We start from the raw sequence: 12,953 nt of genomic DNA, 5'->3' as shown, positions 1-12,953 counted from the left end.
GCCTCTCTTTCAGTGTTTGTTGGACATCTGGCCGGCCGAGAAAGCCTCGGCCGAAATCTCGGTGCGCAGCGCGGCCACGTCCTGTTCGGACAGGGCCGGCGCCGTGTTGCCCCAGCTGGAGCGGGCATATGTGAGCACGGCGGCGATATCGCCGTCGTTGAGGTTCTGCGAAAAGTCGGGCATGCCGCCGCGGCCCCTCAAGAGCACGGTGGCCGGGTCCTTGGCGGGGCCCTGCACGAACGCGCTACCGGCCAGCGCGGGAAACGCGCCGGGAATGCCCTTGCCGGTCGCCTGGTGGCAGGCCGCGCAATTCTTCTGGTACACGGCCTTGCCGTCGGCGGCCGATGCGGGCAGCGGCACCGCGCTGACGAAGCCCGCCAATGCCACCAGGGCAGTGAAGTTGTACGTCATGCCATCGCCCTTTCATGAATGCGGGCCATCTGCTGCCAGGCCGATTCGATCGCCCCGGCCTGCCAGCCGGTGAGGTAGGACAGGTGTTCGCCCGCCAGCAGCACGCGGCCCTCGCCTTCCAGCAGCTTCGGATAGGCGCTCTTGCGGCTTTCGTCGTTCCATTCGGCCCAGCCGCCCAGGTTGTATTGCACGCGGTGCCAGGCCACCGAGAAGGCGCTGTCGAACGAGTCCCGATAGGCCGGGAAGATCTTTTCGCCGGCAGCGAGCGCGAACTCGGCGCGTTCGGCGGGCGTCAGGCCGCTGACTTCGATCGCCGCCGTCTGGTAGTTGTAGTAGCCGAGCACCACACCCTTCTTCTTCTGCCAGCTGGCCGAGGGCAGCGAGATCGTGTTGATGCCCTTCATGTCGGTCAGCACGTGGCCGCCATAGATGTGATCATCCTCCTCCCAGAAGCGGCGCTTCATCTGCAGGCCGATCTTGCCGACCGGCGCGTAGGCCACGGACTTGATGGCGGTCTTGAAACCGTCGGAGAAATCGGTGTCGACCATGCGCAGGGTTGAGAGCGGCATCGTGCACAGGCAGTAGTCGGCCGTGACGATGCCCTCCTTGCCCGTCTTCGTGTCCTTGAACGCGATCGTGACATGGTTCTCGCCGTGGCTGATCTTCTGCACCTCGGCGTTGTAGCGGATGTGGCGGCCCACGCGCTTTTCGAACGCCTTGGCGATGGCATCCATGCCGCCCACCGGCTGGAACATCGTGTTCTGCATCGGGTAATCCTGCACCGCGCTGTACACCTTGCCCACGCCGGATGCCAGCAGGTCGTGGAAAGCGAGCGGATCGGAGAACGAACCGGGACCGGGGGTGACGCCGGCGCCAGGGTTGACGGCAAAGCCGCGGCCGCTGCGGCCCTTGTAACTTAGATCCCCCGCCGCCAGGTGGCCCTCGTGCTTCAGGTAGTCGAGCAGCGCGCGCTGGTCATCGGTCGAGAGGGCCTTGTCGAGCTGGTGGTCCTGCACCGACTTGGCCAGCAGCTCGGCCACATGGCCGCGCATGTCGGCCTTGATCTGCGCGGGGCGCAGCCGCTGCTTCGACAGCGGGCCGCCGTTTTCCAGGTAGACGAAGGCGTGATCGTTATCGTTGACCATCACTTCCAGCGGCACCTCGAACAGCCGCGTGTAGTGCAGCGTGGACTGGTGGTGCAGCGGAATGCGCCACGGGCCGTGGTTGATGTACTGGCCCTTGTCGAACGCGCAGCGTTGCGTTTCGCCGCCCAGCTCCGTGAGCTCGAAGCCGCTCCTCGCCGTCTGGCAGCGGCCGCCGGCGAAGCCACGCGCTTCCAGCACCTGCACGCGATAGCCCAGCTTTGCCATCTCGTAGGCGGCCGTCATGCCGGCCAGGCCGGCGCCCAGGATCACCACCGACTTGCCCTTGCCGCTGCCCGTCAAGGCTGGCGGACCGGACATCGTGGAACCGATGCCCATGCCCCATGCGTTCATCGCGTTCAGCAGCAAGCCCGTACCGCCCACCGCCGCGGCGCGGTAGAGAAAATCGCGCCGCGTTACCGCCTTCATCAACCCTTGCTTCATTGCTGCCCCTTTGTGTTGGTGAACATGCTTGCACATGGGTATCTAAGCAATCGGCGTGCCATTTCTTGTCACGTAAGCACTCTTTTTGACGAGGCGAATGAAGTGGTTTCGGCTTTGCTGGCCTTTCTGGCACGTTGGTGCATGTTGCAGGCTCAGCCCGACACGAGCGCCGAACTTTGTTTGAAAGTCACCGCAGTGTAGAAGTGCTTGCGGTGTCGCAAGGCGCACCAGTGCGACGCACCGGGATGCAAGTTACTCCTTGAAGCAGCGCAGTGCCGCTCGGCGGACCCATGCTCGTTGCCGGGCGAATAGGACGGCGAGCTGGCGCTGCGCCGTGGAGGAATCGCACGCTCACGGCCGTGGCTTCTGCAATATGCGTGGCAGTGGTCGCGTGGAGGAGGTGAGCCGGTCAAGGCCGGCTGGTGCTCACGCCGGCGGCTGGGGGCGCAGGCGGTTCTCGTAGTCGGCCAGCAAGCGCGCCAGCAACGCGTGGTCTGCCTCGGTCATGCTGGCACTCCGATCCGATGCGAGGCCGGCCAGCATATAGTAGTCGTCCTCCGTGTCGATGACGCCACGCTTGAGTACTTTCCGCATGCGCTTGCCTAAGCGGTACCGGAGCTCGCTCAGTGTGGGCAACCCTGCCCCGCGCAGGCGTTCGTCGACCAGCCGCACGAAGTCCGGTGGCCAGTCGTACGACTGCTCGGTGAAGTCGGCAAGCGTCATGCGCAATGCCTTGCGGGCGGCGGCAGGCGACGATGCCTCGATGGACTCGAGAACATGCATGGGGTGCGACTGCGGCGACAGCTTGGCAAAGCGCTCGTGAAAGATCTCGTCGCAGAACCAGGCCAGGACGCGGCGGTCGGTCGAATAATCCTCTGTCACCATGGTCCTCGTATATTCATTTGCATTGACACGGCACGCCTGGCTTGGCGATCGGTTCTCCGAGGAACTCGCGCCGCGCCTCGGCCATCATATGCGAGAGCTCTGTTTTTCCTGACCCTGACCGACATTTCCATGAATCAACATACCTGCCGTCATCGCGAAAGTCAACAACTCAGGAAATATGTCGCAATCATGGATATTGGAGGTTTTTTCGACGCGAAAATGTGCCGATCGTGTTCCATCGCGAGCAGAATTGACTTGCCAATATCAATAAAAAAGCGCGCCGGGCGGCGCGCATCAAGATACAACGAGGGTGAAGGAAATCAGTTCACGAAGCCGGCGACGATGCGTTCGAAGCTGCCGTAGGGCGCGGCCGTTTGAGGGCGCCGCGCCGGCGCTTCGGGGCGGGCGAACGGCTGCGCCGCGATGACGCCGCGCTGCACCGGCTGGCAAGCGTGGAAGCGCATCGGGGCGGCCGGGTCGGGCAGGTAGACGCACTCGGGCTCCTGCTCGTCGCATGCCAGGCGCACGACCCAGCGGCCGCGCTGGCGCGCGCGATCGAACCAGCGCTCCTCCACCGCCTTGGCGCAGGTGTACAGCTGGCCGTTCAGGCTGATGCCCTCCTCGGTCACCAGCGCATCCTGCAGCGGCAGCAGCGCGCAGCGCACCAGGTCTTCCGCATACTGCTTCAGCGCGGCGCCGCGTTCGCGCATGCCCCAATCCCACAGCTGCAGCGGGGCCGCGCCCCTGCCGTCGCCCTGCAGATTGTGTTCGAGGATCGCGTCGATCACCAGGCGGCGCAGCTGGTGGAGTTCCAGCGCCCCGTCGAGCGGCCCCAGTTCGGCCGACAGGGCCGGCGCATCCGCGCGCAGCAGGCCGAAGCGGCGCTCCAGCGCCGTCCGTGCCGGCACCTCGGCCGGGATACCCGTCAGGCAGCGCACGCCGAAATTGTCCTGCAGGGCCCGGCCGCCGTCGCCGCCGCCGGCCAGCGCGCCCGGCACCAGCAGGCGTTCCGGCAGGTGGCGGCACGGCCAATCCTGCGCGGCGATGGCGCGGCCGTGCCGCAAGGCCTGGCGCGGCTTGTCCGCCGCGCAGTTGGCCAGCGCCAGCAAGGCATGGCGCCAGGCGGGCGCCTCCAGGCTGACGTGGAAGCCCGTGACCATGCCGGAAAACATATCGCTGACGAGGTAGATGACGGGCCGGCCGGCCAGCCGGCGCCGGTCGCTGCCCAGCAGTTGCACGTCGGCCCGCACCGCGGCGACCTGGAAAGCGGCACCCGGCCGGCCTTCGGCATCCACCAGCGCATGGGGCGGCAGGGGCAATGGGCGTGGCGTGCCGCGCAGGATGCGGCACTGGTCGAGCCAGTAGCTGAACTGGCCGAAACTGGGCACCGCCTCGCGGGCGGCGCCACGCACCACCTGCAAGGTCTCGGGCAGTACGCGGCGCTCGCTGAAGAACTCGCGCAGCATCGACTCGTACGCGCCGCGGCGCGAGAATCGCGTGCCAGCGTAGGTGGCGGCGGCGACGCGGAACACGCGCCGCATCGGCTCGTCGACATTGATGCCGGGCGAGGCGCCGTCGCGGCGCGGGCGGCCGCGCTTGATGCCGGCCGTGGAGGAGCGCGTCTTGCCGCGCGCGCCGCTGTTCGAGTAGTCCGGCAGCAGTGCATTCGGCGTCTGCCCGCGCTGCCAGTAGCGGCGCAGGTAGCGGTAGATCGTGGGGTGAGACACGCCATGGCGCGCCGTGTAGTCGGCGATCATCTGCCCGCGCCGGCGTGCTTCGTAGATGCCCGGCTCGTCGGCCGTCAGTGCCGAGACGATGGCCCAGGCGCGGTCGCGCAGGGCCAGGTGGCCGGGCTTGACGGCTCCCTGGTCGGCCACGACCAGCCAGGGGTCGTCGGCCATGCGGCGTGCGCGGCCCGAGGCCAGGTCGGCCTCCAGGTCCTGTATCCGCGCGGACTCCACATCGCAGCCCTTGCCATCCATGTCGAACAGCCAGGCCATCGTGCGCGCGGGATCGATCCACAGCACACGCATCGTGCGCCGCCGCGGCGCGTTATATTGAAGTAAATCGTTTCGCAGGAACATCCGGCCTCCCCGTTGAAGAGAAGTAAATACGGATGTCTATGCAATTAGCGGGCCAGCTCAAATATCAGGCATTTCAGCCCTGAAATGCCTGGCGCGGGCGCCTCCGCCGCCCCGCGCGAACGCGGGCGGCATTATCGTGGTGCAAGCACGGCACCGCGGGCGTGCACCAGCCTGACATGGCGCTTACAGCTCCACGCCCATCCCCGATCAGCGCTTCGCCTTCGGCTTGGCGCCCTTGGCGGCCGGCTTCTTCGGCGGCGTGTGCTTGGCTGACAGGGGCGGCATCGCATCGGCCAGGCTGATCTTCAATTGCTGGCCGCCGACCCACACCTTGCCCAGGTGGCGGAAGATCTCGTCCGGCATGCCGTCCGGCATTTCCAGCACCGTGTGGTCGTCGAAGATCTCGATGCGGCCGATGTAGCGCGCTTCCAGCCCGCTTTCGTTGGCGATCGCGCCCACGATATTGGCCGGGGTGGCCTCGTGCTGGCTGCCCACCTCGATGCGGTAGGCGCGCATCGCCAGGCCATCCTGGGCGCGCTTGCGCTCCTTCTTCTTCGGCGCTTCGTCATCGGTCGCGGCTTCGGCCACCACGGCGTCCAGGCCCTTCGGCGCCGCCTCTCGCGCTGGCTTCGGTGCCGCCTCGCGCGCTGGCTTCGGCGCGGCTTTCGCCGGCGCCGGCGCGGCCGCCGGGGCAGCCTCGCCATCGCGGCGGATGCGCAGCGGCCGGCCGGCCACGCGCACCTGGGTCAGCGTATCGAGCACGTCGGCCGGCAGGTCGTCCGGCATGTCGAGCACCGTGTAGTCCTCGAAAATCTCGATGCGGCCGATGAATTTCGAGTCGACGCCGCCCTCGTTGGCGATGGCGCCCACGATATTGCCCGGCTTGACGCCATCCTCGTAGCCCACTTCGATGCGGTAGGTGGCCATGCCCGGCTCCGGCTCGCGATGGATGCGCTCCTTCTTCGGGAAGGCCGGCCGTTCGGCGCGCTCCGGCCGGTCGAACCGGTCGCCGCGCTCGGCACGCGGGCTCCGCTCATCGCGCTGCGGCGCCGCCGGCCGGCCGTCTTCGTGCCAGCCCTTCTCGGCCTTCTTGTCCAGCAGCAGCGGCGTGCCGCCGCGTGCCATCATGGCCAGCGCCGCCGCGATCTCGATCGCCGGCACGTCGTGCTCGCGCTCGTAATCGGCGACCAGCGACAGGAATTGTTCCAGACCGCCGCCGGCCAGCGTTTCCGTGATCTGGTCCTTGAACTTCGCGATCCGAACGTCGTTCACGGCCTGCAGCGTGGGCAATTCCATCTGCTTGATCGGCTGGCGGGTGGCACGCTCGATCGTCTTGAGCAGGTTGCGCTCGCGCGGCGTGATGAACAGGATCGCCTCGCCGCTGCGGCCGGCACGGCCGGTGCGGCCGATGCGGTGGGTGTAGCTCTCGGCGTCATACGGCACGTCGTAGTTCACCACGTGGCTGATGCGCTCCACGTCCAGCCCGCGCGCCGCCACGTCGGTGGCGACCAGGATGTCGATTTTGCCCTCCTTGAGCTGGCCGATGGTGCGCTCGCGCGCGGCCTGCTGCATGTCGCCATTGATCGCCGCGGCCGAGAAACCGCGCGCCTGCAGGCGTTCGGCCAGCTCCTCGGTGCCCAGCTTGGTGCGGGAAAAGATGATCATGCCGTCGAACGGCTCCGCTTCCAGGATGCGCGTGAGCGCATCGAGCTTGTGCATGCCCGACACCAGCCAGTAGCGCTGGCGGATGTTTTCCGAAGTCGTCGTCTTGGCGGCCACCGTGATCTCGGCCGGGTCGCGCAGGTAGGTGTTGGCGATGCGGCGGATCGGCGCCGGCATGGTGGCCGAGAACAGCGCCGTCTGGCGCGATTCCGGCGTCTCCTGCAGGATGCGCTCCACGTCGTCGATGAAGCCCATGCGCAGCATTTCGTCCGCCTCGTCCAGCACCAGCGTCTTCAGCTTCGACAGGTCCAGCGAACCCTTGTCCAGGTGATCGATCACGCGCCCGGGCGTGCCCACCACGACATGCACGCCGCGGCGCAGCGCGGACAGTTGCGGGCCGTAGCTCTGCCCGCCATAGATCGGCAGCACGTGGAAGTTCGGGATGTGCGCGGCATAGCGCTGGAACGCCTCGGCCACCTGGATCGCCAGCTCGCGCGTGGGCGCCAGCACCAGCGCCTGGGGCGCGCTCTGGCGGATGTCGAGACGCGACAGGATGGGCAGCGCGAAGGCGGCCGTCTTGCCGGTGCCGGTCTGCGCCGTGCCCAGCACGTCGCGGTTGGCCAGCAGCGGCGGGATGGTCTGCGCCTGGATCGGGGACGGCGCTTCGTAGCCGACCTCCTTCAGGGCCTTCAGGATCGGGTTGGAGAGTTGCAGGTCGGTGAAAAGTGGAGCTGTGGCAGTCATGGCGGCACTCGCGAGAAGTTATTGTTCGAATCGCCCAATGCGACAGGAAAGGGCGTAGTTTACCCTGTCCGCGCCGCCGTCGCTTCACGAAAGGAAGCACCGGCGCGTCGGCTCGACCGTTTTTCCGCTATATTGGCCGGTTGCCGGCCCCGCCGACGGCAGGGTCGCGCATCCACCCATTCACCTAGCAGGAATCACGCATGACCAAACTGTCGACTTCGATCCTCCTGGCGCTGGCATTCGGCGCAAGCGGCACCGCCGGCGCGGCGGGCGCGGCCTACGGCCCCGAGCTGCAGGGCTTCAAGTATCCATATCCGGTGCAGCACTTCCGTTTCAATTCGCAGGGCCAGACGATGCAGATGGCCTATATGGACGTGAAACCGGCCGGCAAGGGCAACGGGCGGACGGCGGTCCTCATGCATGGCAAGAACTTTTGCGGCGCCACGTGGGAAGGCACCATCGCCGCGCTGACCCAGGCGGGCTGGCGGGTCGTGGTGCCGGACCAGGTGGGCTTTTGCGCGTCGACCAAGCCGCCGCACTACCAGTACAGCTTCCAGCAGCTGGCGGCGAACACGATGGAACTGCTGAAGAAGGTCAATGTCGACAAGGCGGTGCTGGTGGGCCACTCGACGGGCGGCATGCTCGCCACCCGCTTCGCGCTGATGTACCCGCAGAACGTGGCGCACCTGGTGATGGTCAACCCCATCGGCCTGGAGGACTGGAAGCAGCTCGGCGTGCCCTACCGCACGGTGGACCAGTGGTTCGAGCGCGAATTGAAACTCACGGCGGACGGCGTGCGCACCTACGAGAAGAACACGTATTACATGGGCCGCTGGAAGCCCGAGTATGAAAAATGGGTGGACATGCTGGCCGGCCTGAACGCCGGCTCCGGGCAGCGGCTGGTGGCATGGAATTCGGCGCTGATCTACGACATGATCTATACCCAGCCCGTGGTGCACGAATTCCCGCAGCTGAAGGTGCCCGTTACCCTGATGAACGGCGACGGCGACACCACCGCCATCGGCAGCGACATCGCGCCGCCGGAAGTGAAGGCGAAGATCGGCAACTACAAGGTATTGGGCAAGGAGACCGTCAAGCGCATTCCGAACGCGAAGCTCATCGAGTTCCCCGGCATGGGGCATGCGCCGCAGATCGAGGATCCGGCGGGGTTTCACAAGGCGTTGTTGCAGGCGTTGCAGTAAGGGGCCCAAGCGGGCGACTGTCAACGATGCATGTCCGGGAAAACCGGTGTCCGACACCATTTCCCGACGGGAAATGGTGTCGGACACCGATGCTCGGCAGCCAAATGCTGCGATTCACGTCTCCACCCCCAGCGGCGCCCCGCTCCCCGCCGCTATCTGCGCCTCGTTTTCGTCGAGCACCGTGCAGATGGCAGTGGCCGGTACCGGCCGGCTGAAGTAATAGCCCTGCATCTGCGAGCAGCCATGTTCGCGCAGGAAGGACAGCTGGTCCAGCGTTTCCACGCCTTCCGAGATCACCTGCAGGTTCAGGTTGGCCGCCAGCGCGATGATGGTGGTGACGATTGCCGCATCGTCCGGGTCCACCGTCAGGTCGCGCACGAAGGCCTGGTCGATCTTGAGCACGTCTACCGCGAAGCGTTTCAGGTGAGCCAGGCTCGAGTAGCCGGTGCCGAAGTCGTCGATCGCCAGCTTCACCCCCAGCGCCTTCAGGTCGCGCATCACGGCAATGGCATGCTCCACGTCGTTCATCACCGCGCTTTCCGTCAGTTCCAGTTCCAGCGTTGCGGGATCGAGCCCCGTCTCGGCCAGCACGCGCGCCACGCCCTGCACGAAGTCCTGCTCCGCCATCTGCCGGGCCGACACGTTAACGGCCACCCGCAGGTAGGCGCGGCCCTCGCGCTGCCAGTCGACCAGCTGGCGGCAGGCGCATTCCAGCGCCCAGCCCCCCAGCGGCAGGATCATGCCCGTTTCCTCGGCCAGCGGAATGAAGCGACCGGGCGCCACCATGCCCATTTCCGGGTGCTGCCAGCGCACCAGCGCTTCCATGGCCACGATACGGCCGCTGGCGATATCGACCTGTGGCTGGTAGTACAGCACGAACTCGCGGCGCTCCAGCGCACGGCGCATCGCCGTTTCCAGCTGCACGCGCTCGCCCAGCCGTTCGCGCATGGCGGTCGTGTAGAACTGGTAATTGTTGCCGCCCATTTCCTTGGCGCGGAACATGGCGATGTCGGCCCGCTCCATCAGCATGCCGGCGTCGGTGCCGTCGTCCGGGCACACGGCCACGCCGGCGCTGCCGGAGATGAATTGCTCCTTGTCGTCCAGCACCAGCGGCGCGGCCAGCGCGGCCAGCAGGCGCTGCACCTGTTCGGGGCGTGGCTGGCGCTCGCCGGCCTCGGGCAGCAGGGTCAGCGCGAACTCGTCGCCGCCCAGCCGGGCCAGCGAGTCGCGCGGGTGCAGCGCGTCGCGCAGCCGTTCCGCCACCACCTGCAGCAGGCGGTCGCCGCCGCGGTGGCCCACGCGGCTGTTGGCGAACTTGAAGCGGTCCAGGTCCAGCGACACCACCCACAGCGTGTAACCGTCGTGCATCGCCTGGCCGATCGCGCTGTGCAGCCGGTCGTGCAGCAACTGGCGGTTCGGCAGCCCGGTCAGCGCGTCGTGCGTGGACTGGTGGTGCAGCTCCGTCTCGTAGGCCTTCATCGCCGTGATGTCGTAGTGGATCGACACGAAGTGGGTGACCGTACCGCGCTCGTCGCGCACCGGCGATACATAGCTCTCCACCCAGAACAGCGTGCCATCCTTGCGGTAGTTGCGCAGCACAGCGTGGCCATCGCGCTGTTCGCGGACGGCGTTGCGAATCGTTTGCGCGCCCGGCTGGGCGGTATCGTCGCGGTAGAGCAGGCGCGGGCTCTTGCCCAGCACTTCGTCGCGCGTGTAGCCGGTCTGCTGCTCGAACGCCGGGTTGACATACACGATCGGGTTGCCGGCCCCCGCTTCGACGATCATGATCATGTTGGTGGACGATTCGATCGCCCGGTCGCGCAGCAGCAGCGAGCGGTTCGCCTCGGCCAGCTGGGCGGTGCGCTCCTGCACCTGGTCGCGGATCGTGCGGCTGCGCGTGGCCAGCGTGTGCACCCAGGCGGCGCCCAGCAAGGTCATCACCGTACCCAGCGCCAGCGCGGAGAGCGAGGCGAGGTGGTCGGAGAGCCCTACTGTGCCATCCATGTCGGCGACCACGCGCCACGGGCGGCCGGCCACGTCGATCGTCACTTCCACGGGCGCGGGCGGCTTCGGGTACAGCCATGCCAGCGGCGGCGGCACGGCCGGCTGGTCCAGCTCCGGGGGCGGCGTGTAGTAGACGAGGTTTGCCGGTGTACCGCGCGCGTCGGCGTAGACGTGCAGGCCGACGCGCTGCACGCGGCGGTCGCGGGCCTGCAGCGTGTGCTGCAGCCCGTCCGGCTGCAGCACGTGGGCGACCATGGCGGCGGCGTCGAGGGCAACCGACGTTTCGCCCGTCAGCGCGGTGCGCCGCGCGGCCACGCTGTCCAGCGTTGCGCCGAAGCGGTACACGGGCATGGCAACCACCATGCCCGACAACGGCCCGGGCAATTGCGCCAGCGGCGTGAGCGGTCCCGCCGCGGGAACGCCGGTATCGTAGGCGCGCTGCCGGCTGGCCTCGTCGCCGGAGAACATGGTGTCCAGCCCCAGCGCCGACGCATTGGTGCCGAACGGTTCCACATACTCGATCACGCGGTAGCGAGGGCGCCGTGCGGCCGGTTGCAGGCGGTCGCCACGCAGTTCCGTGATCCGGGCACCGGGCAACACCTGGCGCAGGCCAGCCTCGAAGGCATCGCGCTCGGCATCGGTGATGAAGCGCAGATAGCTCACGCCCACCACGAAGGGATAACGCCCGGTCAGGGGTTCGACGAAGCGGCGGAATTCGTCGCGGGTAACGACGGGCTGGCTGACGAACAGCTGGTTCACGCTGCGCAGGCTGTCGATCACATTGTTGATGCCTTCGGACAATGCGAAGACCCGCACGTGCGCGCGTTGCGTGAACGTGAGTACGAGGCGGTCCTGTTCCAGCCGGCTAATGCCGGTGAAGAGCAGCGCCGTCAGGCCAAGCCCACACAGCAATGCCAGCATGGCCGGCGCGTATTGCCGTGCATTCCTGGCCCGCCTGGATACTTGCCTGTCGCTAATTCGGGCCACCTTGAAAACAGGTTGGACGGGGTACAAGAGTAGCACGTATATAGCCGCGAATACGCTCGAGTGTGGCGCGACGCGCAACGTGTTGCCGGCTTATACTGAGCGGCTGATGAATACGAGGCTGACATCTCACAGGAGGATATATTGGACAGCGATACCAGATGGATCGACATACAGGGCGATGACGGCACTTTCCAGGCTTACCAGGCGCTGCCGCGCGGTGGCAAGGGCCCCGGCATCGTGCTGATCCAGGAGATCTTCGGCGTCAACGCGCATATCCGCGGCGTGGCCGAACAGTACGCGGCCGACGGCTACGTAGTGCTGGCGCCCGACCTGTTCTGGCGCCAGGGCGCCCACATCGAGCTGACCTACGACGAGACCGACTGGAAGAAGGCGGTGGCCCTGAAGGGCGCGACGGACACGAACAAGGCGGTGGCCGACGTGGCCGCCACGATCCGCGCGCTGCGCGGCCTGCCGGGCGTGGACAGGGTGGCGTCGATCGGCTATTGCTTCGGCGGCTTGCTGTCCTACCTGACGGCGGCGGCCGGCAACGTGGATGCGGCGGTGGCCTACTACGGCGGCGGCATCCAGAACCAGCTCGACCAGGCCGACAAGGTGACGGCGCCCCTGCTGATGCATTTTGGCGGCAAGGACAGCCATATCCCGAGCGAGGCGGTGAAGAGCATTGCCGAACGCTTCGGCGACCGCGACCACGTGGAAATCCACGTTTACCCCGAGGCCGAGCATGGCTTCAACTGCTCGCATCGCGGCAGCTTCCACCAGCGCTCGGCGGTGGAAGCGCACGGGCATACGCTGCTGTTCCTGTCCGAAAACCTGTGATCCGGCCGGCGGCGCCCGCGCTACAATAGATTTTTCAATCCCGGGCGCCCGGCGCCGGCGCCGTCCACCATGGCCAGACTCAAGCTTTCGTTTCCCGAAGACCAGTTTCTCTATTCGACCCAGATGTCGGTGCGCGTCACCGACATCAACCAGGGCAACCACCTCTCCAACGACTCGATGATCTCCATGATCTCCGAGGCGCGCGCGCGGTTCCTGTACGAATACGGCGTGCGGGAAACGGAAAGCGACGGCAGCGGCATCATCGTCACCGACCTGGCCACCACCTACCGGGCCGAAGCGCATGCGCGCGACCAGCTGCTGTTCGAGGTCGGGGTGATGGACTTCAACAAGTACGGCGGCGACATCATTTTCCGTATCACCCGGCCCGCCGATGGCGCGCTGGTCGCGATGGCCAAATACGGTTTCGTGTTCTTTAATTACCGGCTGAGGGAAGTGGTGCCGATGCCCGACGATTTCCGCGGCAAGTTCCCGCGCGTGAACTGGGTCGACCAATAAGGCCGGCCGGGGCGGCCGGTTGCGGCCGGCCGCCC

The 12,953-nt window shown here is 66.9% G+C and carries 9 protein-coding genes; 3 read left to right on the top strand and 6 right to left on the bottom strand.

What is annotated here, in order from left to right:
* Window positions 1–9: 9 nt before the first annotated feature.
* The 5 genes from V6Z91_RS11175 to V6Z91_RS11155 form a co-directional block, all read right to left on the bottom strand.
* Window positions 10–411 (bottom strand): cytochrome c, encoded by a 402-nt coding sequence (locus V6Z91_RS11175; RefSeq protein ID WP_338770367.1) that lies wholly within the window; start codon window positions 409–411, stop codon window positions 10–12.
* Complete coding sequence (locus tag V6Z91_RS11170; protein ID WP_338770364.1) at window positions 408–1,997, bottom strand: flavin monoamine oxidase family protein; 1,590 nt, start codon at window positions 1,995–1,997, stop codon at window positions 408–410. Before V6Z91_RS11170 ends, V6Z91_RS11175 begins: the two co-directional genes overlap by 4 nt.
* Before the next feature lie 426 nt (window positions 1,998–2,423).
* Window positions 2,424–2,882 (bottom strand): hypothetical protein, encoded by a 459-nt coding sequence (locus V6Z91_RS11165; protein ID WP_338770361.1) that lies wholly within the window; start codon window positions 2,880–2,882, stop codon window positions 2,424–2,426.
* Between the two features lie 320 nt (window positions 2,883–3,202).
* On the bottom strand, window positions 3,203–4,966 hold the full coding sequence (locus tag V6Z91_RS11160) for a hypothetical protein (protein ID WP_338770358.1): 1,764 nt from the start codon (window positions 4,964–4,966) through the stop codon (window positions 3,203–3,205).
* 207 nt (window positions 4,967–5,173) lie between these two features.
* Window positions 5,174–7,372 (bottom strand): DEAD/DEAH box helicase, encoded by a 2,199-nt coding sequence (locus V6Z91_RS11155; protein ID WP_338770355.1) that lies wholly within the window; start codon window positions 7,370–7,372, stop codon window positions 5,174–5,176.
* Window positions 7,373–7,572: 200 nt separating this feature from the next.
* Between V6Z91_RS11155 and V6Z91_RS11150 the strand changes: the two genes are divergently transcribed.
* Complete coding sequence (locus tag V6Z91_RS11150; protein ID WP_338770354.1) at window positions 7,573–8,574, top strand: alpha/beta hydrolase; 1,002 nt, start codon at window positions 7,573–7,575, stop codon at window positions 8,572–8,574.
* A 114-nt stretch (window positions 8,575–8,688) separates the two neighbouring features.
* On the opposite strand, the gene V6Z91_RS11145 is transcribed toward V6Z91_RS11150, so the two are convergent.
* Window positions 8,689–11,499, bottom strand: coding sequence for an EAL domain-containing protein (locus tag V6Z91_RS11145; protein ID WP_338770351.1), 2,811 nt, complete (start codon window positions 11,497–11,499; stop codon window positions 8,689–8,691).
* A gap of 207 nt (window positions 11,500–11,706) precedes the next feature.
* On the opposite strand from V6Z91_RS11145, the gene V6Z91_RS11140 reads away from it, so the two are divergent.
* Both V6Z91_RS11140 and V6Z91_RS11135 read left to right on the top strand, forming a co-directional pair.
* Window positions 11,707–12,402 (top strand): dienelactone hydrolase family protein, encoded by a 696-nt coding sequence (locus V6Z91_RS11140; protein ID WP_338770349.1) that lies wholly within the window; start codon window positions 11,707–11,709, stop codon window positions 12,400–12,402.
* 69 nt (window positions 12,403–12,471) lie between these two features.
* Window positions 12,472–12,918, top strand: coding sequence for a thioesterase family protein (locus V6Z91_RS11135; protein WP_338770347.1), 447 nt, complete (start codon window positions 12,472–12,474; stop codon window positions 12,916–12,918).
* Window positions 12,919–12,953: the final 35 nt, after the last annotated feature.

This window comes from Massilia sp. METH4, assembly GCF_037094685.1.
Lineage (GTDB): Bacteria > Pseudomonadota > Gammaproteobacteria > Burkholderiales > Burkholderiaceae_D > Rugamonas.
This window is presented reverse-complemented; position numbering and strand designations above follow the sequence as displayed.